This is a genomic window from Streptomyces deserti, from assembly GCF_054782695.1.
Genome location: NZ_BAAGRZ010000001.1, coordinates 1 through 21,127, shown reverse-complemented (window position 1 = coordinate 21,127; position 21,127 = coordinate 1). Strand labels below are relative to the sequence as shown.

Below are 21,127 nucleotides of genomic sequence, written 5' to 3'. Positions count from 1 at the left end.
CCGGTGGCGGTCACGAGCGCAGCTCCTTGCCGGTGAGCTCCAGGAAGACGTCTTCGAGGGTGTGCCGTTCGACCGAGATCCTGTCCGGCATCACCCCGTGCTGGGCGCACCAGGAGGTGACCGTCGCGAGCAGCTGCGGGTCGACCTTGCCGATGACGCGGTACGAACCCGGGGTCAGTTCGGCGGCCGTGCAGTCGGCGGGCAGGGCCTTGAGCAGGGAGCCGACGTCCAGTCCCGGCCGGCCGGAGAAGCGCAGGGTGTTCTCGGCGCCGCCCCGGCACAGTTCCTCGGGGGAGCCCTGGGCGATGACCCGTCCCGCGTCGATGATCGCCACGTCGTCGGCGAGCTGCTCGGCCTCGTCCATGTAGTGGGTGGTGAGGATCACGGAGACGCCGTCGGCGCGCAGGTCGCGGACCAGGTCCCAGGTGGCGCGGCGGGCCTGCGGGTCGAGCCCGGCGGTCGGCTCGTCCAGGAAGACCAGCTCCGGGCGTCCCACGACCGCCATGGCCAGGGCGAGCCGCTGCTGCTGTCCGCCGGACAGCCGGCGGTACGTCGTCCGGCCGCAGCTGCCGAGCCCGAGGCGTTCGATGAGCGCGTCCACGTCCAGCGGGTGGGCGTGCAGCTTGGCGACGTGCCGGAGCATCTCGTCGGCCCGCGCGCCCGAGTAGACGCCGCCGGACTGCAGCATCACGCCGATCCGGGGGCGCAGCGCGGCGGACTGTCTCACCGGGTCGAGGCCCAGGACGCGCACCGTGCCGGAGTCCGGCTTCCGGTACCCCTCGCAGGTCTCGACCGTGGTCGTCTTGCCCGCGCCGTTGGGGCCGAGCACGGCGGTCACGCCCTGGCGGGCCACCAGGTCGAGCCCGTCCACCGCGGTCTTCGTGCCGTACCGCTTCACCAGGGCCTGGACCTGGACCACGGGCTCACTTCGCATGGGTCCAGAGTCTAGGTAGGCGCGCGGGGGCTCAGACGGGCGGGTTCAGGAACTCCTCCTCGCGCGGCCGGTGCACGGCCAGCCACCGTTCGGCGTAGTCCACCGCGTCCGCCACCGGGAACAGCCGTACGTCGGCCGCCCCGACCGTGCCGCGTACGACCGGACGGTCCCGCTCGAAGTCGTGGCCCAGCTCGTCGAACCGGTCCGAGGTGATCGCCACCTCGGTCACCACTTCCCAGCCGGCCGGGCCGGGCCGACCCACCTTGACGAGCGGGGACGGTATCCGGTATTCGGCCAGGTGGAAGCTCGTGCACGCGTCGTAGCCGGCGCCGAGCAGCAGCACCCGGGCGCCCAGCTTCTCCAGTTTCGCGAGCGGGCTGCGCTCGCCGAGCCGGCAGTCGGGGGCGTGCCCCTCGATCACCTCCGCCGCGCGCGGGCCGACCGCCGCGAACGACGTCTGCGGGTGGGCGCTGCGCAGGGCGCCGGGCCAGGTCCGTACGGTCTCCGGGACCACTCCGACCCCGCGCGTGGGCGTGGTCAGCGGGTCGTAGGCGGGCATGGTGGCCCGGATCGTCTCCCACCACTCCTCGGGGACCGGCGGGTTGCCCCACAGGGCCGGGTCGGAGAGGTCGCCGGACTGGGTGGGGACGACCAGGGTGCCGTCCGGGCCGAGCGCGTCGAGCAGTCCTTGGACGACCGCGACGGCGCCCCCGCACACCCATCCCAGGGAGCTGAGGGAGGAGTGCACGAGGAGGGTCTCGCCGGGGCGGACGCCCAGCGCGCGCAGCTCGGCGGCGAGCGAGTCACGCGTGACAAGTGGGCCGGTGGGAGGGGGTGTGGGCATGCTTCGGGAGTGTCCCGGAAGCGGCCGGGACATGCCAGTGGTTTGATCGATCAAAGATCGTTTCCGCAGGTCATCTTAGGTTTACCTAAGTGACGCACGGCACCGCCGGGCGATCCGGACGTGGCTTGCCTGCCTCTGAAGAATTACGCAACAATGGCGTTGTGAAAAACGTCGGCGCGGCCCAGCACGAGGAACTCGCGACCGGGGAGCGGTCCACCCGCAACCGGGTCGCGCGCTCCATCCTGGACCACGGCCCGTCGACCGTCGCCGAACTCGCCGAGCGCCTCGGACTCACCCAGGCGGCCGTGCGCCGACACCTCGATGCCCTGGCGGGCGACGGTGTCGTCGAAGCGCGGGAGCGCCGGGTCTACGGCGCCCGTACGCGCGGGCGGCCGGCCAAGGTGTTCGCGCTGACGGACTGCGGACGGGACGCCTTCGACCAGTCGTACGACAAGCTCGCCGTGGACGCGCTGCGCTGGATCGCCCAGCAGGAGGGCGGGGAGCAGGCGGTCGCCGCCTTCGCCCGGGCCCGGATCGCCGCCCAGGCGGGTGCCTACCGGAAGGCCGTCGAGGCGGCTGCCCCGGACAAGCGCACCGAAGCGCTGGCCAAGGCCCTGAGCGTGGACGGGTACGCTGCTACGGCGCGTAGCGCCCCGGTCGGCGAACAGCTCTGCCAGCACCACTGCCCGGTCGCCCACGTCGCCGAACAGTTCCCGCAGCTGTGCGAGGCCGAGACGGAATTTTTCGCCGAACTTCTCGGTACGCATGTGCAGCGGCTGGCGACCATCGCGCACGGCGACGGCGTCTGCACGACGTTCATCCCCAAGATTTCCCACAACGCATCTGCAAGCACGGCCGGGAGGAACCCCGCATGACTCTCCCCACGGAGACTGCCCACCCTGAGCTCGAGGGCCTGGGCAAGTACGAATACGGCTGGGCCGACCGGGACGTGGCCGGTGCGTCGGCGCGTCGCGGCCTGGGCGAGGACGTCGTCCGGGACATCTCCGCGAAGAAGAACGAGCCGGAGTGGATGACCAAGCTCCGCCTCAAGGGCCTGCGCCTGTTCGAGAAGAAGCCGATGCCGAACTGGGGCTCGGACCTCTCGGGCATCGACTTCGACAACATCAAGTACTTCGTACGCTCCACGGAGAAGCAGGCGGAGTCCTGGGAGGACCTGCCCGAGGACATCAAGAACACGTACGACAAGCTGGGCATCCCCGAGGCCGAGAAGAAGCGCCTCGTGGCCGGTGTCGCGGCCCAGTACGAGTCGGAGGTCGTCTACCACCAGATCCGCGAGGACCTGGAGGAGCAGGGTGTCATCTTCCTGGACACCGACACGGCTCTGAAGGAGCACCCCGAGCTCTTCAAGGAGTACTTCGGCACGGTCATCCCGGCCGGTGACAACAAGTTCGCCGCGCTGAACACCGCCGTGTGGTCGGGCGGCTCCTTCATCTACGTGCCGCCGGGCGTGCACGTGGAGATCCCGCTCCAGGCCTACTTCCGCATCAACACGGAGAACATGGGCCAGTTCGAGCGGACCCTGATCATCGTCGACGAGGGTGCCTACGTGCACTACGTCGAGGGCTGCACCGCCCCGATCTACAAGTCGGACTCGCTGCACTCCGCGGTCGTCGAGATCATCGTCAAGAAGAACGCCCGCTGCCGTTACACGACCATCCAGAACTGGTCGAACAACGTCTACAACCTGGTCACCAAGCGCGCCGTGGCCTACGAGGGCGCGACCATGGAGTGGATCGACGGCAACATCGGCTCCAAGGTGACGATGAAGTACCCGGCCGTCTACCTGATGGGTGAGCACGCCAAGGGCGAGACCCTGTCCATCGCCTTCGCGGGCGAGGGCCAGCACCAGGACGCGGGCGCCAAGATGGTCCACATGGCCCCGAACACGTCCTCGAACATCGTCTCCAAGTCGGTGGCGCGCGGCGGCGGCCGTACCTCCTACCGCGGTCTGATCGAGATCGGCGAGGGCGCCCCGGGCTCGAAGTCGAACGTGCTGTGCGACGCGCTGCTCGTCGACACGATCTCCCGGTCCGACACGTACCCGTACGTGGACGTCCGCGAGGACGACGTGTCCATGGGCCACGAGGCGACCGTCTCCAAGGTCTCCGAGGACCAGCTCTTCTACCTGATGAGCCGCGGCCTGAGCGAGGACGAGGCCATGGCGATGATCGTGCGCGGCTTCGTCGAGCCGATCGCCAAGGAGCTGCCCATGGAGTACGCGCTGGAGCTCAACCGGCTGATCGAGCTGCAGATGGAGGGCGCGGTCGGCTAACCACCGGCCAGGGGCGGCAGGCGCCGCCCCGCCGTCCCCGTCAAGCCCCTTACGTAACGGAAAGCGAGCACTACGACAGCCATGGCTGAGGCTCAGAACATCCCGGTGGGTTCCACCACCGCCGGTGCGATCGCGGTGGCCGCCGAGGCCGACTCGACCGTCGCCACGCGCATGAGCGCCCCGCCCTCGTTCGACGTGAAGGACTTCCCGGTCCCGCACGGTCGCGAGGAGGAGTGGCGGTTCACGCCGCTGGAGCGGCTGCGCGGCCTGCACGACGGCACCGCCGTCGCGACCGGCGACGGCCTGAGGGTCGACATCGAGGCCCCCGAGGGCGTCACCGTCGAGACCGTCGGCCGCGACGACGCGCGGCTCGGCAAGGCGGGCACCCCCGTGGACCGCGTCGCCGCCCAGGCCTACTCGGCCTTCGAGAAGGCCTCGGTCGTGACCGTCCCGAAGGACACCGTCCTCACCGAGCCGATCCGCATCGCGGTGCACGGCGAGGGCGGGACCGCCTTCGGCCACCAGGTGATCGAGCTGGGCGCCTTCGCCGAGGCCGTCGTCGTCATCGACCACACCGGTGACGCGGTGCTCGCTGCCAACGTCGACTACCTGCTGGGTGACGGCGCCAAGCTGACCGTCGTCTCCGTCCAGGACTGGGACGACAGGGCCGTGCACACCGCTCAGCACAACGCGCTGGTGGGCCGGGACGCGTCCTTCAAGTCGATCATCGTGACCTTCGGCGGCGACCTGGTCCGCCTGCACCCGCGCGTGACGTACGCCGGCCCCGGCGGCGAGGTCGAGATGTTCGGCCTGTACTTCACCGACAAGGGCCAGCACCAGGAGCACCGGCTCTTCGTCGACCACAACGTCCCGCACTGCAAGTCGAACGTCGTCTACAAGGGCGCGCTCCAGGGCGACAACGCGCACGCGGTGTGGATCGGCGACGTGCTCATCGAGGCCAAGGCCGAGGGCACGGACACGTACGAGATGAACCGCAACCTCGTCCTCACGGACGGCGCCCGCGTCGACTCGGTCCCCAACCTGGAGATCGAGACCGGCGAGATCGTCGGCGCCGGCCACGCCTCCGCGACCGGCCGCTTCGACGACGAGCAGCTCTTCTACCTCATGGCCCGCGGCATCCCGGAGCACGAGGCGCGCCGCCTGGTGGTCCGCGGCTTCTTCGCCGAGCTGGTCCAGCAGATCGGCCTCCCGGACATCGAGGAGCGCCTGATCACCAGGATCGAGGAGGAGCTGGAGGCGTCGGTCTCATGACCTTCCTACGCGTCTGTGGACTGAGCGAGCTGGAGGAGGACACCCCGAAGCGGGTGGAACTCGACGGCACGCCCGTGTCCATCGTGCAGACCGAGGGCGAGGTCTTCGCCATCCACGACATCTGCTCGCACGCGAACGTCTCCCTGTCGGAGGGCGAGGTCGACGACTGCCACATCGAGTGCTGGCTGCACGGCTCGCGCTTCGACCTCCGCTCCGGCAAGCCCGACGCCCTTCCGGCGACGCGCCCCGTCCCCGTATACCCCGTAAAGATCGAAGGGGACGACGTGCTCGTCTCCCTCACCCAGGAGTCCTGAGGCACCCATGGCAACGCTTGAAATCCGAGACCTGCACGTCACCGTCGAGGTCGAGAACGGCACGAAGGAAATCCTCAAGGGTGTCGACCTCACCGTGAAGCAGGGCGAGACGCACGCCATCATGGGCCCCAACGGCTCGGGCAAGTCGACCCTCGCCTACTCCCTCGCGGGTCACCCCAAGTACACGATCACCGCCGGCACCGTCACCCTCGACGGCGAGGACGTCCTGGAGATGTCCGTCGACGAGCGCGCCCGCGCGGGCCTGTTCCTGGCGATGCAGTACCCGGTCGAGGTCCCCGGCGTATCGGTCTCCAACTTCCTGCGCACCTCCGCCACCGCCATCCGCGGCGAGGCCCCCAAGCTGCGTACCTGGGTGAAGGAGGTCAAGGAGGCCATGGAGCGCCTCAACATCGACCCGTCCTTCGCCGAGCGCAACGTCAACGAGGGCTTCTCCGGCGGTGAGAAGAAGCGCCACGAGATCCTCCAGCTGGAGCTGCTCAAGCCGAAGATCGCGATCCTCGACGAGACCGACTCCGGCCTGGACGTCGACGCCCTGCGTGTCGTCTCCGAGGGCGTCAACCGCGTCCGCGAGACCGGCGAGGTCGGCACCCTGCTGATCACGCACTACACGCGTATCCTGCGCTACATCAAGCCCGACTACGTCCACGTCTTCTCCGCCGGCCGCATCGTGGAGTCCGGCGGCGCCGAGCTCGCCGACAAGCTGGAGGACGAGGGCTACGAGGCTTACACGAAGGGTGGCCCCGTGAGCGGAGCGAACTCAGAGGAGGGCGTCGCGTGACACAGCTGCCGGGCCTCCTCGACACCGAGGCGATCCGCAAGGACTTCCCCGTCCTGGACCGGCTGGTCCACGACGAGCGGAAGCTCGTGTACCTGGACAACGCGGCGACCAGCCAGAAGCCGCAGCAGGTGCTGGACGCCCTGAACGAGTACTACGAGCGCCACAACGCCAACGTCCACCGCGGTGTGCACGTGCTCGCCGAGGAGGCCACGGCGCTGTACGAGGGTGCGCGCGACAAGGTCGCCGCGTTCATCAACGCGCCGAGCCGCGACGAGGTGATCTTCACCAAGAACGCCTCCGAGTCGCTCAACCTCGTGGCAAACATGCTGGGCTGGGCGGATGAGCCCTACCGCGTGGACTCCGACACCGAGATCGTCATCACGGAGATGGAGCACCACTCCAACATCGTGCCGTGGCAGCTGCTGGCGCAGCGCACGGGCGCGAAGCTGAAGTGGTTCGGCCTGACCGACGACGGCCGCCTCGACCTGTCGAACATCGACGAGGTCATCACGGAGAAGACGAAGATCGTCTCCTTCGTGCTGGTGTCCAACATCCTGGGCACGCTCAACCCGGTCGAGGCGATAGTGCGCCGCGCCCAGGAGGTCGGCGCCCTGGTCTGCGTCGACGCCTCGCAGGCCGCGCCGCACATGCCGCTGGACGTCCAGGCCCTCCAGGCCGACTTCGTGGCCTTCACCGGCCACAAGATGTGCGGCCCGACCGGCATCGGCGTCCTCTGGGGCCGCCAGGAGCTCCTGGAGGACCTGCCTCCGTTCCTCGGCGGCGGCGAGATGATCGAGACGGTGTCGATGCACTCGTCGACGTACGCCCCGGCGCCGCACAAATTCGAGGCGGGCACCCCGCCGATCGCCCAGGCGGTCGGCCTGGGAGCGGCGATCGACTACCTGCAGTCGATCGGCATGGACAAGATCCTCGCCCACGAGCACGCGCTCACCGAATACGCGGTGAAGCGCCTGGCGGAGGTCCCCGACCTGCGGATCATCGGCCCGACCACGGCCGAGGACCGGGGCGCGGCGATCTCCTTCACGCTGGGCGACATCCACCCGCACGATGTGGGCCAGGTCCTCGACGAGCAGGGCATCGCGGTCCGTGTCGGCCACCACTGCGCGCGGCCGGTCTGCCTCAGGTACGGAATTCCTGCGACCACGCGAGCGTCGTTCTATCTGTACTCCACGCCCGCCGAGATCGACGCACTGGTCGAGGGCCTGGAGCACGTACGGAACTTCTTCGGCTGAAGGGCTGGTCGTGAAGCTTGACTCGATGTACCAGGACGTCATCCTGGACCACTACAAGAACCCGCACGGGCGTGGTCTGAGGGATGGCGACGCCGAGGTGCACCACGTGAATCCGACGTGCGGCGACGAGATCACGCTGCGCGTGAAGTACGAGGGCACGACCATCGCCGACGTCTCGTACGAGGGCCAGGGCTGCTCCATCAGCCAGGCGAGCGCGTCCGTACTGAACGAGCTGCTGGTCGGCAAGGACCTGGCCGAGGCGCAGAGGATCCAGGAGACCTTCCTGGAGCTGATGCAGTCCAAGGGCCGGATCGAGCCGGACGACGCGATGGAGGACATCCTGGAGGACGCGGTCGCGTTCGCCGGTGTCTCCAAGTACCCGGCGCGGGTGAAGTGCGCCCTCCTGAGCTGGATGGCGTGGAAGGACGCGACGGCCCAGGCCCTGGGCGGAGCCGACGCCGAAAGGAAGACGGCATGAGCGACACCGTGGAGATGAAGCCGGCCTCGGAGGAGGAACTCCGTGAGGCCCTGATGGACGTCGTCGACCCCGAGCTGGGCATCGACGTCGTCAATCTCGGGCTGATCTACGGCATCCACATCGACGAGTCGAACATCGCGACCGTCGACATGACCCTGACCTCCGCGGCCTGCCCGCTGACGGACGTCATCGAGGACCAGGCCAAGTCCGCGACGGACGGCCTCGTCAGCGAGCTGCGCATCAACTGGGTCTGGATGCCGCCGTGGGGCCCCGACAAGATCACGGACGACGGGCGCGAGCAGCTTCGGGCGCTCGGGTTCAACGTCTGAGATCCCCTGGCCGAAGAAGACGGCGACGCCTGTGCGGGCGTCGCCGTTTCGCGTGTTCAGGCCAGGTCCGCGTGGTCAGGCCAGCCCGGCCACCATCCGGAACGCCGAGTCCGCCCGGTAGAGGGTGGTGTGCTGGTACGGCTCCAGGCGGAGCAGGAAGTCGCGGTGGCGCAGGAAGCGGCCCGGATAGTTGACCGACTCCAGCATGATCGCGCCGGAGAAGGCCGACGGACGGGGGCAGAAGGTGGCGTCCTGGCGGAAGAGGGGCGAGCCGTCGTCGCGGTCCTTGAGCAGGACGAAGCCGCGGTGGCGGAGGTAGGTGCCGTCCGCGGTGACGAAGGAGTAGCAGGAGGAGTCGGCGAGACCCTTGACCCGCTGGAAGGTCGCGTCCTCCCGCTGCTCGGATCCGGAGCCGATCCGGTCCAGGCGCACCGAGCCGTCGCTCACATGCCAGTAGCGGTCCGGGTAGTTGACCGAGCGCAGGGACGTCGAGGTGGACGGGGGCTTCTTCGACGGTGTCGAACCGGCGTCCGGGGCGGGCGGCTTGGGAGCTGTCGTGGACGGCTCGGGGGTGGTGCTGTGGCGGGTGGGTGCGGTCGTCGTGGGGGTGGGGGATGGCTGGGACGTCTTCCCGCCGGGCTTCTTCGTGTCGTCCGCGGACGGGCTCGCGAAGGAGATCAGACCCGGGACCGTCGTGTTGACGCCGGTCGCCACGGCCGTCGGTGACGGTTCGTCAGTCCGGTTGCCCAGCAGGGCTATGGACGTCACGCACGCGGCGATCGTGGCCACGGCGAGGGCGCCCGCCAGCCAGAGTCGTCGGGTGCCCGGTGCCCGGCTGCTGTCCGGGGCCCAGCCGCTCTCCCACGGTCGGTCCAGGGAGGGGCGGGACTTGTCTTCTGGCATGCGCTGTTCCTCCGGCTGGGCACCCCTGACGGCGGTCGCGGTTGCGGGGCCCGAGTGTGATCGGTGACACCGTAGTGGACCCGGTGGCTTTCGGTCAGCTGTTTGCTGAGAGCGGTTTCAGTGAATCGGGACCGTGTGTGTACGGGAGTACACATACGTTGTGTACGCTCGTCCACATGGGATACCTGCTGCTGGCCGTAGCCATCGCCGCCGAGGTGGCCGCCACCACCGCCATGAAGTACAGCGACGGTTTCAGCAGGCTCGGGCCCTCGCTGCTGACCTTGCTCGGCTACCTCGTCTCCTTCGCGCTGCTCGCGCAGACACTGAAGACCGTCTCCGTCGGCACGGCCTACGCGATCTGGTCCGGTGCCGGCACCGCGGCCATCGCCACGATCGGGATCCTGTTCCTGGGGGAGGGGATGACCGCCGCCAAGGCGGCCGGCATCGCGCTGATCATCGTCGGGGTCGTGGTGCTGAACCTGGGAGGTGCGCACTGATGCCCCGGCGGCACGACCCCGAGCGGCGGCAGCGGATCATCGACGCGGCGATCCGGGTGGTGGGCGCCCGTGGCATCGCCGGACTGAGTCACCGCACCGTCGCCACCGAAGCCGACGTCCCGCTCGGCTCCACGACCTACCACTTCAAGACCCTCGACGAACTGCTGGTCGCCGCCCTGCGGCAGGCCAACGAGGGCTTCGCGAAGGTGGTCGCGGCGCGCGGCGCCCTCGCGGATCCGCGCGCCGATCTCGCGACCGAGCTCGCCGGCTGGCTGGGCGAGTGGCTCGCGGGCGACCGCACCGGCATCGAGCTGGAGTACGAGCTGTACCTGGCCGCCCTGCGCCGCCCCGCCCTGCGCCCCGTCGCCGCCGAGTGGGCCGAGGGCATGGCCGACCTGCTGGCCCGCCGTACGGATCCGGTCACGGCCCGGGCGCTGGTGGCGCTGATGGACGGCATCTGCCTGCAGGTGCTGCTGACCGGCACGCCGTACGACGAGGAGTACGCGCGCGAGGTGCTCGCCCGGGTCATTCCCGGGAGGCGAGCGCCCTGACGGTCGCCAGGGCAGCGTACGAGGCGGCGCCCGCGTGCTCTGGAACGGTGTGCGCGGAGCTGGGGGTGGCGGCGGGCGCCGCGGTGCTGGACGCCGGTCGGCGCGGGCCGGCCCGTCCGGGGCCTGCGGACGAGGCTGTGCCGGAGGCCGGAGGCCGGGCCGGAGGCCGGAAGCCGGGCTGGAAGCCGGAAGCCGGAAGCCGGACCGGAAGCCGGAAGCCGGACCGGAAGCCGCAGCCGGACCGGAAGCCCGGCGGCGGCCCTTCCCGCGCCGGTGACCCCGTTCGGCACGTGAGACGCACTCCCACCGGTTCGCACCCGCGGGCGGCGTCACGTTAGGTTGCCCTTATGACCGACACGACTGCTCCTCGCACCACCGGCGCCGTGGCCGCCGGCCTCGCCACGATCGCCGCCGACGGCACCGTTCTCGACACTTGGTTCCCCGCGCCCGAGCTGGCCGCCGAGCCCGGCCCGTCCGGCACCGAGCGGCTGTCCGCCGAGCGTGCCGCGGAGCTGCTCGGCGGAGGCGCGACCGCGGCGCTCGGCCCGGACGCCCGCCGGGGCGTCGAGGTCATCGCGGTCCGTACGGTCATCGCCTCGCTCGACGAGAAGCCGATCGACGCGCACGACGTCTACCTGCGCCTGCACCTGCTCTCGCACCGCCTGGTCAAGCCGCACGGCCAGAGCCTGGACGGCATGTTCGGCTTCCTCGCCAATGTGGCCTGGACCTCGCTCGGCCCGGTCGCCGTCGACGACATCGAGAAGGTGCGGCTGAACGCGCGGGCCGAGGGGCTGCACCTCCAGGTGACCTCCATCGACAAGTTCCCGCGGATGACGGACTACGTGGTTCCCAAGGGCGTCCGCATCGCCGACGCCGACCGGGTCCGCCTCGGCGCCCACCTCGCCGAGGGCACCACCGTCATGCACGAGGGCTTCGTCAACTTCAACGCCGGCACCCTCGGCACCTCGATGGTCGAGGGCCGGATCTCCGCGGGCGTCGTGGTCGGCGACGGCTCGGACATCGGCGGCGGCGCGTCGACCATGGGCACCCTGTCCGGCGGCGGCAACGTCATCATCTCCATCGGCGAGCGCTGCCTGATCGGCGCCGAGGCGGGCGTCGGCATCGCGCTCGGCGACGAGTGCGTCGTCGAGGCCGGGCTGTACGTCACCGCCGGTACGCGCGTGACCATGCCCGACGGGCAGATCGTCAAGGCCCGCGAGCTGTCCGGCGCCTCCAACATCCTCTTCCGCCGCAACTCGGTCACCGGCGCGGTCGAGGCCCGGCCGAACAACGCGGTGTGGGGCGGGCTGAACGAGATCCTGCACAGCCACAACTGAGGCGTGCGACCGCCCGCACCGGCTCGTACGGATGACCCGGCGTGACCTCATGGTCGGTCAGGCAGATGAACAGGTGGACGCAGAGTCCGATCAGACGCCGAACCGACGAAGGACGAGGGGTTGGGGCATGAGGAACGAGCGGGCGAGGGCCGTGGCGCGCTGTGTGGCCGGGGTGGTCACGGTGGTGGTGTGCTGGCTGCCTGCCGGTGTGGCGCACGCCGACGAGACCAACACGAACGCGCACAACGGACCCCGCATCGGTCTGGTCAACATGGGTCAGGTCGACGACCCGATGGAGGACGTGCTGGAGCACACCCTGCTGTTCGGCGACGGCTATCGCTGGCAGTGAGGCACCGGTTCGCACGGGCCGGGGCCCGTACCGCACACCACGCGGTACGGGCCCCGGCCCTTTCCCGACCAGTTGAGCGTTGAGTGGTGATCAGGCGGCGGTGAGGTTCTCGTACGCCGACCGCAGGCCGTCGATCGTCTCGCGGTCGGCGGGCTTGAGCGGTGCGCGGACCGGGCCCGCGGGCAGGCCCAGGGTGGTGAGGAGGGCCTTGGCCGTGACCGTGCCGGGCAGGCCCGCCGCCATCATCGCCTCGATGAGGGGCGTGGCCCGCTGCTGCAGGCGGGCCGCCCGTGCCGTGTCGCCCGCGTCGAAGGCGTCCAGAACGGCCCGGATCCGGTCCGGGGCCACATTCGCGACCGTGCTGATACAGCCGGCGCCGCCCACCGCGTACAGGGCGAGGTTGTGTTCGTCGCAGCCCGCGTAGTACGCCAGGTCCGTGCGGGAGAGCACCTTCTGCACGCCGAGGAGGTCGTACGAGCAGTCCTTGACCGCCACGATGCGGGGGTGCTCGGCGAGGCGGATCGTCGTTTCGGGAGCGATGCGGGTGCCGGTGCGGGCCGGGATGTCGTACAGGGCGAGGGGCAGGCCGGTGGCGTCCGCGACCTCGCGGAAGTACGCCTCGACCGCGTCCTGCGGGGGCCTGCTGTAGTACGGGGCGACCACCAACAGGCCGTCGGCGCCCGCCTTTTCGGCCGCCAGGGCGAGTTCGACGGTGTGCCGGGTGTCGGCCGTGCCCACTCCCGCGACGAGCGGCACCCGGTCGCCGACCGCTTCCCGTACGGCCCTGATCAGCGCCGACTTCTCGGCGTCCGTGGTGGTCGGCGACTCGCCCGTCGTACCCGAGAGCACCAGGCCGTCGCAGCCGTGGGTCACCAGGTGGTCCGCGAGGCGTTGCGCGCCGTCGAGGTCGAGGGCGCCTGCCTCGGTTAAGGGCGTGATCATCGCGCAGAGGGTGCGGCCGAAGGGTGGGGTGGGAGTCGTCATCGCCATGGGGGTAGTGTCGGCAGCCAGATTGTGTAGCTCCACTTAATTCCGCTACCGAGTATTCGTAAGGGGATCTGCGAGGTTCCGTGGCGTGCGGTGGTTGGTGCCCTATGTCCAACCCGGGGCCTCATGGGTCACCATGGCCGGGACGGTCACCGACGGGATGTCATGGGAGGCACCATGAAGCTCGGCAAGGCACTGGCCACCGGGATCGCGGAGGAGCAGCCGCAGGTCCGGGACGAAGAACTCGGACTCGCCGAGGCGGGTCACGCCGAGGAGGGCCAGGAGGCTCGGGAGATCGCGGCCGTGGTGCCCGACGAGGTCCCGGTCGCTCGATGAGGCTGCGGCTCCCGGAGGAACGCCCGACGGAGCCGCCGACCGGATACAAGATCGCCCACCCGGTGCTGTCCCAGGACGGCACCCGGGCCGGGTTCACCGGTGTGTCGCTGGGCGGTGCGCTGCCGTACGGGGTCGTGGCCGACGCGTCCTGCGTCTACGGGCTGCGGCACAAGGCGCCGCACCGCCGCTGTGACTGCGGTTTCCACTGTGTGCACGAGCGGTCGGCGGCGGAGGCACTGCTGTGCACGGCCGAGCACCGGACGGCCGTCCTGCTGGAGGTCTCCGTTCTGGGCTCCTACATCCGCTTCGAGCGCGGGTTCCGCTACGCGCGGCAGCGGGTGCGCAGCGTGACGGTGCCGGCGTGTGCCTGCGGCGCGGGTGCGGTGGCCCTGGCCGAGGCCGGCTGGGGGCGGCCCGGCTGGCGGGCGCTCGAGCCCTCCTGCGTGGGCTGCCTGCGGGAGCGGCCGTCCGTGTCGCTCGCCGGGTTCGCTCGGTTGGCGGGGGGCGGGGTGCGGGTGGTCGCCATGGGGGTGAGTGGTGTGAGCGGGCCTGACGCCGGCGGGGGCGGGCTCGGGGTCGCGGAACTTGTCGCGGAGGCCGCGTTGTTGCAGGCGCGGCTCGACTGGTTCCAGACCCAGTTGGCCCGGCTCGGCGAGCGTGGGGCCGGCGGTGCCGCCCAGGGGGGTCAGGGGTAGCCGGGGCCGGTCAGGGTACCCGGGGGTTCCGAACCGAGAGGAGGCGGAACACCGTGACCGGGACCATGCATCCCAGGCCCGTTCACGACGGGCACCACGAGCACCACTCCGTGGGTGAGCTCGTCGGACAGGCCACCGAACAGCTCTCCCGGCTCGTACGGCAGGAAGTGGCCCTCGCGAAGGAGGAGCTCGCCGAGAAGGGGCGGCGTGCGGGCCGCGGCGGTGGGCTGCTCGGCGCTGCGGGCGCTGTCGCCTACGCCGGGTTCCTCGCGCTGGCCGCCACGGCCGCCGCCGCGCTCTCGCTGGTGCTGCCCCTCTGGGCCGCGGCGCTCATCGTGACGGCGGTGCTGTTCGCGATCGCGGGCCTGCTGGCCGTGACCGGCCGTGGTCAGCTGCGCCGTGCCGCACCCCCCACGCCCGAGGAGACCCTCGGCAGCGTCAGGGCCGACGTGGAGGAGATCAGGGAAAGGGTGCATCGATGAGGGACGGATCGATGAGGGACGGACCGATGAGGGACGGGGCGAACGGGGACGCGACGAGCCGCGGCGACGGGAAGGCGGCTGCCGGTGGGGCCAAGGGGCCTGACGAGCTGCGGCGGCAGATCGAGCGGACGCGGAGCGAACTCGGCGACACGGTCGAGGAGTTGGCGGGGAAGGTGGATGTGAAGGGCCGTGCGCGGGCTCGGGCCGCCGACCTCAGGGACAAGGCCGGGGCGATGACGGTGCAGTTGCGCAGCACCGCGGCGCAGGCCGGTCACACCGTGCAGGACAAGGCGACACGGGCGGGGCATGCGGTGGAGCACAGCGTGCCGGGGCCTGTGCGGACCGTCGTCCAGGCCGGGCTTCGGCATCCGCGGCCGGTGCTGGTCGCGGGGGCGGCGGCTGGTGCGGTGGTCGCGGCCGGGGTGCTGCGGCGGCGGCACGGCGGGCACGGCGGGAGCGGAGTGCACCGCTGGCATCGCTGACGGGTGCGTGCGGTCGACCCCGGTCGAGGGTGTGGTTGCTCGGCCGGGGTCGCTGCGTGTTCTGGGTCGTAGTCGTGTGCCTGCGGCGGCCTGTGCGGGGTGGGTGGGGGTTGCTGTAGCGCCTACGACGTGGGCGTGGGTCGGGGCCGCGCCCGGGGGGTGTCCGCCCGCAGCGGCTGCCGGAAACGCCCGGCAACGGGCCAGTTCGGCAGACCGAGGACGGACACCCCTCGACACGTCCCCTTCCGTGCGTGGGCGGCTGCGGGTGCGCCCACCTTGCCGCGTGCGGGCACCCCGCAGCGCCGGGTTGCGTAACCCGCCCCCGCTCATCAACAGCGCTCAGTGTCCTCTCGCCGCCCTCCACCGCGGAGGCCACTTCCGGGTGTCCCTCGGTTCGACGTACGGCTCCTCCGTCGGGGGACGCCCATGGGTGATCGCGCGCTCCCGGGCCAGTTCCGCGTCGAATTCCAGGCCCAGCAGGATCGCCAGGTTGGACAGCCACAGCCACACCAGGAAGACGATGGCGCCCGCGAGGGTGCCGTACGTCTTGTTGTACGTGGCGAAGTTGGCCGCGTAGACGGCGAAACCGGCCGAAGCGGCCAGCCAGATCGCCGTGGCGACGACGCTGCCGGGGGAGATCCAGCGGAAGCCGCGGCCGCGGACGTTGGGGGCCGCCCAGTACAGCAGGCCGATCATCAGGACGACGAGGAGGAGCAGGACCGGCCATTTGGCGATGTCCCACGCCGTGATCGCCGCGTCGCCGAGGCCGATCGCCGTGCCCACCCGCTCGGCTATGGGGCCGGTGAACACCACGATCAGGGCGCTCGCGGCGAGCATGAGCATCAGAGCCACCGTCAACGCCAGGCGCAGCGGTGTGAGTTTCCAGACCGGGCGGCCCTCCGGGAGGTCGTACACCGCGTTGGAGGTGCGGATGAACGCGGCGACGTAACCCGATGCGGACCAGAGGGCGAAGAGCAGGCCGAGGATCGCCAGCACGCTGCCCGTGCCGCCCGTGTCGCCCAGCTGGACCACCGCGTCGCGGAGGGTGTCCCGGGCCGGGCCCGGTGCCAAGTCCCCTATGTTGTCAAGGATTTTGTCCGTGGCGCGCTGTCCCACCACACCCAGCAGGGACACCAGCACCAGCAGTGCCGGGAACAGCGACAGGACACCGTAGTACGTCAACGCGGCCGCGCGGTCGGAGAGTTCGTCGTCCAGTAACTCCTTGAACGTGCGCCGCGTCACCGCCCACCAGGACCGGGCGGGCAACCGGGTCGGACTGTCCTTGTCCATGACCAGGCGAGTCTCCCGAATTCCGGCCTCGAATCGCCCACTTGACCTGAATCTTGGTTGAGGTTGGAGGGTGGTGGGTGCACGCATTCGTCACCGATGGCTGGAGGTTCGTATGACGCGCAGGACGATCGAGCACCCTGATCCGACCGATCCGCGGATCGGTGCGCCCTTCTTCAGCACCTGGCGGGTGGGGACGCCCGAGCGGCAGCGGGAGGCCGTCGAGGCGATCGGGAGGGCGTGGGAGAGCCGGACGTGGCCCCTCGCCGGCCTGCTGGGCTATCACGTCTATGCCGGGCACGACGGCTCCACCCTGATGCACTACTCGCAGTGGACGGACGAGCAGGCCTACGAGGACTACTCCCTGACCCACTGGAAGGACCGTATCGACGAGATCGACACCGCCGTGCCGGGGATCGAACGCGTGGGGCTCGGGCGGTACCGGCGCTACCGCAGCCGCGAACGGGCGGTGGGTGACTCCAGGGTGCCGGGGCTGGTCGTGGCCGTGCGGATCGACTTCGCGGCGGAGGCGGCCGAGGAACGGCCCCACTGGGTGGATCTCGTGCTGAAGGCGCTGGCGGACGATGCGGTGGGTCATCGTGGGCTGATCTCGGCCCACTTCCATCTGAGCACGGACGGTGGGCACGTCCTCAACTACGCCGAGTGGGAGAGCGCCCGTGCCTACGACGAGGTCCTGGCCGCTCCGGGTGAGGGCATCGGGGCGCCGACGGAGCTGTGGGATCGAGTGCGGACGTATCCGGGGGTGGAGCGGTTCTCGGTGGGGCGGTACGAACATGCTCTCGGGCTCGTGCCCGAGTGAGCCGCGCGGCGCCGCGGCCGGCCGGGCGGTGGGCCCGGCCGGCCGCGGGCCGGGGTGCTACGGGTGGAAGCGCAGCACCTGCGGGTCGTGGTCGCTGATCTGGTCGTGGAACTCCGCGTTGATGTGCACGCTGTCGTAGGTGAAGTCGCAGGCACGGCGGATCGACGGGCTGATCAGGATCTGGTCCAGGACCTGGCTGTTGCCCTGGTACGTGTAGCTGTACCGCTCGCTCTTCGGGAGCGACTTGATCGCGGACCACAGTTCGCCGTCGCCCTCGAGGATCTTCGTGGTGTCGGAGAACTCGAAGTCGTTGATGTCGCCGAGGACGACGACGTCCGCGTTCTTCTGGGTGTCGAGGATGTCCTTGACGAAGGCGTTGACCAGGGTGGCCTGCCGGTGGCGCTGGGTCTCCGAGCCGCGCGCCGGCGGCTGGTACTGGGAGGTCAGGCCCTGGTCGCCGCCCTTGGAGTTGAAGTGGTTGGCGATCACGAAGACCGTGCGGCCACGGAAGACGAACTCGCCGGCCAGCGGCTTGCGGCTGTTCTTCCAGGCGTCGGCGGCGGGAGCGATGCGGCCGGGGGAGACCGTCAGGGCGGCCCTGCCGCGGATCTTCGTCACGTCGGCGGCCGTGGTGGCGTCGCCGCCCGCGCGGTCGGTGAAGGAGACCCGCTCCGGGTTGAAGAGGAAGACCTGGCGGATGTTGCCGCCCGGCTGGCCGCCGTCGGCGTCGTCGGCGGGGTCGATGGAGCGCCAGTCGTAGCGCGGGCCGCCCGCGGCCACGATCGCGTCGATCAGCTTGCCCACCGTCTGGTCGGCGGCGACCACGCTGTCGTTGGTGGCGCCGTTGTTGTCCTGGATCTCCTCCAGGGACACGATGTCCGGCGACTTCAGGTTGTTCACGATCGCGGAGGCGTGCGCGGCGAAGGTGTCGTCGGACGGGTCGAGGTTCTCGACGTTGTAGGTCGCGACCGACAGTTCGCCGTGCTTCTGCTTCCGGGTCGTCTCGCGCTCCAGGTCCGCGCTCTTCAGCGTGCCGATCTCCCCGGCGACGAGGGTGTAGCCGCCGAACTGGTTGTAGTCCAGCGGACCGGCCGTGGTGCCGGTGAGGCTGTCGCCGACGTTCGCCTTCGGGAAGTCGGCCGCCCGGCCGAGGGACTGGATCTGCAGGCGGCCGGTGTTCTGGCCGTCGTAGGAGCCGTAGACCGTGCCGCCGCGGCGGTTGCGGTTCTCGTCCGGCTTCACCGTCACCCACAGTTCGGTGTACGGGTCGGTCGCGCCGACCACGCGGGCGTCGGTGACGCGGACGTTCATGCCCTCCAGGGACTCGTACAGGTCGAGGGCGTACCTCGACGGCTGGAGGGGCAGGCCGTTGATCGAGCCGTTCGCGGCGGGGTCGCCGGCCGGCGCGTAGGCGTCGGGGACCGACGTGGCGTCGACGGCCGCCGGGGCCGGAACCGGGTTGCCGCTGGAGACGACTGTGACCGTCGGCCTGGTGATCTCGGTCAGCGACTGGTTGCCGGAGGAGGTGCCGCCGGGGACGTACTCGGAGACCGTGCCGGTGACCTTGACCGCGTCGCCGACGGCGACGCCCTTCGGGGTGGAGCTGGTGAAGACGAAGACGCCCTCGCTGGTGGCCGGGTCGGCGTCCGGGCTCGGGTCCTGGATCCAGAAGCCCCGGGACGAGCCGTAGGTGCGTATGCCGGTGACGATGCCGGTCACGTCCGTGACCTTCTGGCCGGCGTACGGGGATATGCGGGTGCCGCCCTGGATGTCATGGATGCGGACCGAGTCCGCGTGGGCGGGCGTGGTGAGAACGACGGTGGACGCCGCGGAGCACACGGCGGCGACGGTGAGCGCGGCGAGGCGCGCGGACGACTTGCTCGGCAACGGGATTCCCTCCGGGGACGTGACGGACGCCGGGACGAGGGTGGAGCTGGACGGTGGGAGCCGCGACCTGTGGGGCGGCGCGACGCGCGTAGATGACGGACATGGTCGTGGAGCCCGGTGAACAGGTGTCCGCCCACTTCTACGCGCGTCAATCTCCTGCCTGGTCAGGCCACTTGTCAAGGTTTCGGCCATGTACAGCTCCCGACGGGGAGATGAAGCGGGCGGCATGGGAGGAAATCCGTCTAGGCTGAGCGGGCGAGTCGTACGAGGCGTCCTAGGAGAAACAGCCGATGTCAGACAGCTCCCCCCTGCCGCCGGTGCGGCTGCACCCCGAAGCGGAGCTGGCGCGCGACGCCCTGTCCACGCCCCTGCTGTCCCGGGCCGCGCGGCTCGCCCGCTGGGCGGGGCCGGAGACCCGGGTCGACGCCGGGGGCGGGCTGGTCGACGAACAGCTGCCGGCCGCGGCCGAGATGCTCGGACTGAGCGGGGAGGACGCCGAGGCGCAGGCGAGCGAGGCCTGGCGGGTCGCCGTGGACACCGGCCTGGTCGAGATCGTCGACGAGGACGAGGGCACCGTCGCGGCGGGTGAGGACCTGGCCCTGCTCACCGGCGGGGCGCCGCAGGACGTGCTCGGGGTGTGGCTCGGCGCCCTGGAGACGGTGCTCGCCGACGCGAGCGTGCCCGACCTGGAGGGGCTGGCCGACGCGGTCCAGGGCGGCGAGGTCGACTTCTCGTCCCTCGACTGGGACCCCGAGGCCGAGGCGGAGTTCCTCGACGGCGTGCTCGGCAACCTGTACCTGCTCACCGTCGGCGAGGACGGGCCCGGCCAGGGGCCGGTGCCGCTGCCGGCGCTCGCCGCGTCGGTGATCGTGCCCAGCGACATGGCGGAGCCCACCAACGACGTCCTGGAGCAGGTGTCCGACGCGATGATGCGGCTGGACGACCAGTTCCGGATGCTGGAGCCGGTGGGGCTCGTGGAGTACCAGCCGGTCGACGAGACCCTGATGGCCGACGCCGACGAGGAGCCGTCGTCCGCGCCGGTCGACGACACCGACGTCTCCCGCTACGGGATGGTGCGGCTGACGCCGCTCGGCCTGTACGGGCTGCGCTCCCGGCTGCTGGAGGCCGGATTCGAGGCGCCGGCGGTCGGGGACCTCGCGGACAAGGGGGCCGACGCGCTGCTCGACGGCACGGCGGCGTTCCCGCCTTCGGCGGCCCAGGCCGAGACCGAGCAGTGGCTGGCACGCCGTGAACCCCTCGCCGCGGCACGGGAGTTGCTGGCGGCGGCACACGGGTCGGACGCCGGTGCGCCGCTGCGGCGGCTGCGCTGCCAGCAGGCGCTGTCGCTGGTCGGCGTATCGGCCGAGCCGGCGCTGCGGGAGGTCCTCGACGACGCCGAGCTCGGCGGGCTGGCCCGGGTGTGGCTGACCGAGCACGGGGCCGCCGACGTGCCGGCGCCGTCCGAGGCGTTGGTGTTCTGGCTGACCATCGACACCGTGGCCGCACAGCTCGCCGCCGAGGGGAACTCGGAGGAGCTGCGGGCGCTGGTACAGGGGCTGGCCCGGCAGCACGGCGGCTTCTTCGACACGGCCTGGCGCGTGGACCACCCGGCGACCGCCGACGTGCTGGAGGCGATGGGGCGGCTGCACCCGGACAAGAAGATCGCGAAGGAAGCGCGGAAGGCCGCCTTCAAGGCGCGTTCCCAGCACGGGAGTTGAGCGGGTTTTCCGGCACGGTCGCGACCCGCGGCGGGGAGCCGCGGGAAGGGCCGCCGGTGCCCGCGGGCGGGTTCACGGAAGTGGGTCCGCCGAGGACGTCCGGTGTTCAACTCCTGTTCAGGCGCGGACGGAACGGTTGCGCCGACCGAGGTCCGCCACCCTCCACGGCCCACCGACCGTCACAGGAGTCTCAATGACCAAGTCAAGCCGCTTGCGTGACCGGCGGGGCGGAGGTGAATGCCCGGTTATCACGCAGGAGTGCCCACAGGACGCTGGCTCG

General features: G+C 70.8%; 24 protein-coding genes. 18 read left to right on the top strand and 6 right to left on the bottom strand.

All coding sequences use genetic code 11. The features are described 5' to 3' along the window. Positions 1-10: 10 nt before the first annotated feature. The gene (locus ACYVMZ_RS00120; RefSeq protein WP_461074205.1) at positions 11-934 is read right to left on the bottom strand and encodes an ABC transporter ATP-binding protein; all 924 of its coding nucleotides are present in this window, start codon (positions 932-934) and stop codon (positions 11-13) included. 31 nt (positions 935-965) lie between these two features. Next, positions 966-1,778, bottom strand: coding sequence for an AAC(3) family N-acetyltransferase (locus ACYVMZ_RS00115; protein WP_461074204.1), 813 nt, complete (start codon positions 1,776-1,778; stop codon positions 966-968). 161 nt (positions 1,779-1,939) lie between these two features. On the opposite strand from ACYVMZ_RS00115, the gene ACYVMZ_RS00110 reads away from it, so the two are divergent. The 8 genes from ACYVMZ_RS00110 (at position 1,940) to ACYVMZ_RS00075 (ending at position 8,516) form a co-directional block, all read left to right on the top strand. Then, a complete protein-coding gene (locus ACYVMZ_RS00110) occupies positions 1,940-2,653 on the top strand; it encodes a helix-turn-helix transcriptional regulator (RefSeq protein WP_461074203.1) in 714 nt (237 codons plus the stop codon). Beyond that, the gene (sufB, locus tag ACYVMZ_RS00105) at positions 2,650-4,071 is read left to right on the top strand and encodes a Fe-S cluster assembly protein SufB (protein WP_461074202.1); all 1,422 of its coding nucleotides are present in this window, start codon (positions 2,650-2,652) and stop codon (positions 4,069-4,071) included. The genes ACYVMZ_RS00110 and sufB overlap by 4 nt, the downstream gene beginning before the upstream one ends. Positions 4,072-4,152: 81 nt before the next feature. Next, positions 4,153-5,343, top strand: a complete 1,191-nt coding sequence (sufD, locus tag ACYVMZ_RS00100) for a Fe-S cluster assembly protein SufD (RefSeq protein WP_461074201.1) — start codon at positions 4,153-4,155, stop codon at positions 5,341-5,343. Further along, a complete protein-coding gene (locus ACYVMZ_RS00095) occupies positions 5,340-5,657 on the top strand; it encodes a non-heme iron oxygenase ferredoxin subunit (protein ID WP_461074200.1) in 318 nt (105 codons plus the stop codon). Before sufD ends, ACYVMZ_RS00095 begins: the two co-directional genes overlap by 4 nt. 7 nt (positions 5,658-5,664) lie before the next feature. Continuing rightward, positions 5,665-6,456: a Fe-S cluster assembly ATPase SufC gene (sufC, locus tag ACYVMZ_RS00090; protein ID WP_461074199.1), complete on the top strand. Its 792-nt coding sequence runs from the start codon at positions 5,665-5,667 to the stop codon at positions 6,454-6,456. Continuing rightward, complete coding sequence (locus ACYVMZ_RS00085) at positions 6,453-7,709, top strand: cysteine desulfurase (RefSeq protein WP_461074198.1); 1,257 nt, start codon at positions 6,453-6,455, stop codon at positions 7,707-7,709. The genes sufC and ACYVMZ_RS00085 overlap by 4 nt, the downstream gene beginning before the upstream one ends. Before the next feature lie 10 nt (positions 7,710-7,719). Further along, positions 7,720-8,187, top strand: a complete 468-nt coding sequence (gene sufU, locus ACYVMZ_RS00080; RefSeq protein ID WP_461074197.1) for a Fe-S cluster assembly sulfur transfer protein SufU — start codon at positions 7,720-7,722, stop codon at positions 8,185-8,187. After that, positions 8,184-8,516, top strand: coding sequence for a metal-sulfur cluster assembly factor (locus tag ACYVMZ_RS00075; RefSeq protein ID WP_399069030.1), 333 nt, complete (start codon positions 8,184-8,186; stop codon positions 8,514-8,516). Before sufU ends, ACYVMZ_RS00075 begins: the two co-directional genes overlap by 4 nt. Before the next feature lie 75 nt (positions 8,517-8,591). On the opposite strand, the gene ACYVMZ_RS00070 is transcribed toward ACYVMZ_RS00075, so the two are convergent. Further along, positions 8,592-9,419 (bottom strand): AbfB domain-containing protein, encoded by an 828-nt coding sequence (locus tag ACYVMZ_RS00070; protein ID WP_461074196.1) that lies wholly within the window; start codon positions 9,417-9,419, stop codon positions 8,592-8,594. A 176-nt stretch (positions 9,420-9,595) separates the two neighbouring features. On the opposite strand from ACYVMZ_RS00070, the gene ACYVMZ_RS00065 reads away from it, so the two are divergent. The 4 genes from ACYVMZ_RS00065 (at position 9,596) to ACYVMZ_RS00050 (ending at position 12,153) form a co-directional block, all read left to right on the top strand. After that, positions 9,596-9,916, top strand: coding sequence for a DMT family transporter (locus ACYVMZ_RS00065; RefSeq protein ID WP_461074195.1), 321 nt, complete (start codon positions 9,596-9,598; stop codon positions 9,914-9,916). Then, positions 9,916-10,467, top strand: coding sequence for a TetR/AcrR family transcriptional regulator (locus ACYVMZ_RS00060; RefSeq protein WP_461074194.1), 552 nt, complete (start codon positions 9,916-9,918; stop codon positions 10,465-10,467). Before ACYVMZ_RS00065 ends, ACYVMZ_RS00060 begins: the two co-directional genes overlap by 1 nt. Before the next feature lie 347 nt (positions 10,468-10,814). Further along, positions 10,815-11,804 (top strand): 2,3,4,5-tetrahydropyridine-2,6-dicarboxylate N-succinyltransferase, encoded by a 990-nt coding sequence (gene dapD, locus ACYVMZ_RS00055; protein ID WP_461074193.1) that lies wholly within the window; start codon positions 10,815-10,817, stop codon positions 11,802-11,804. 127 nt (positions 11,805-11,931) lie between these two features. Continuing rightward, positions 11,932-12,153, top strand: coding sequence for a hypothetical protein (locus ACYVMZ_RS00050; RefSeq protein ID WP_461074192.1), 222 nt, complete (start codon positions 11,932-11,934; stop codon positions 12,151-12,153). 90 nt (positions 12,154-12,243) lie between these two features. On the opposite strand, the gene dapA is transcribed toward ACYVMZ_RS00050, so the two are convergent. Beyond that, a complete protein-coding gene (gene dapA / locus ACYVMZ_RS00045) occupies positions 12,244-13,137 on the bottom strand; it encodes a 4-hydroxy-tetrahydrodipicolinate synthase (protein WP_461076243.1) in 894 nt (297 codons plus the stop codon). Positions 13,138-13,317: 180 nt separating this feature from the next. Between dapA and ACYVMZ_RS00040 the strand changes: the two genes are divergently transcribed. Genes ACYVMZ_RS00040 through ACYVMZ_RS00025 form a run of 4 tightly spaced genes read left to right on the top strand, consistent with a single transcriptional unit; the run spans position 13,318 to position 15,135 of the window. Continuing rightward, positions 13,318-13,476: a hypothetical protein gene (locus tag ACYVMZ_RS00040; protein WP_461074191.1), complete on the top strand. Its 159-nt coding sequence runs from the start codon at positions 13,318-13,320 to the stop codon at positions 13,474-13,476. Further along, positions 13,473-14,171, top strand: a complete 699-nt coding sequence (locus tag ACYVMZ_RS00035) for a hypothetical protein (protein ID WP_461074190.1) — start codon at positions 13,473-13,475, stop codon at positions 14,169-14,171. The genes ACYVMZ_RS00040 and ACYVMZ_RS00035 overlap by 4 nt, the downstream gene beginning before the upstream one ends. 53 nt (positions 14,172-14,224) lie before the next feature. Then, positions 14,225-14,653, top strand: a complete 429-nt coding sequence (locus ACYVMZ_RS00030; RefSeq protein WP_461074189.1) for a phage holin family protein — start codon at positions 14,225-14,227, stop codon at positions 14,651-14,653. A 26-nt stretch (positions 14,654-14,679) separates the two neighbouring features. Next, the gene (locus tag ACYVMZ_RS00025) at positions 14,680-15,135 is read left to right on the top strand and encodes a DUF3618 domain-containing protein (protein ID WP_461076241.1); all 456 of its coding nucleotides are present in this window, start codon (positions 14,680-14,682) and stop codon (positions 15,133-15,135) included. A 339-nt stretch (positions 15,136-15,474) separates the two neighbouring features. On the opposite strand, the gene ACYVMZ_RS00020 is transcribed toward ACYVMZ_RS00025, so the two are convergent. After that, positions 15,475-16,425 (bottom strand): YihY/virulence factor BrkB family protein, encoded by a 951-nt coding sequence (locus ACYVMZ_RS00020; RefSeq protein ID WP_461074188.1) that lies wholly within the window; start codon positions 16,423-16,425, stop codon positions 15,475-15,477. Between the two features lie 112 nt (positions 16,426-16,537). Between ACYVMZ_RS00020 and ACYVMZ_RS00015 the strand changes: the two genes are divergently transcribed. Further along, entirely contained in the window at positions 16,538-17,242 is a 705-nt protein-coding gene (locus tag ACYVMZ_RS00015; protein ID WP_461074187.1) for an antibiotic biosynthesis monooxygenase, read from the top strand. A 57-nt stretch (positions 17,243-17,299) separates the two neighbouring features. Here the strand turns inward: ACYVMZ_RS00015 and ACYVMZ_RS00010 are convergent, their stop codons facing one another. Continuing rightward, positions 17,300-19,129 carry an endonuclease/exonuclease/phosphatase family protein gene (locus ACYVMZ_RS00010; protein ID WP_461074186.1) on the bottom strand — a complete coding sequence of 610 codons (1,830 nt, stop codon included), beginning with the start codon at positions 19,127-19,129 and terminating at the stop codon, positions 17,300-17,302. A 290-nt stretch (positions 19,130-19,419) separates the two neighbouring features. Between ACYVMZ_RS00010 and ACYVMZ_RS00005 the strand changes: the two genes are divergently transcribed. Further along, positions 19,420-20,847, top strand: coding sequence for a hypothetical protein (locus tag ACYVMZ_RS00005; protein WP_461074185.1), 1,428 nt, complete (start codon positions 19,420-19,422; stop codon positions 20,845-20,847). Positions 20,848-21,127 lie beyond the last annotated feature (280 nt).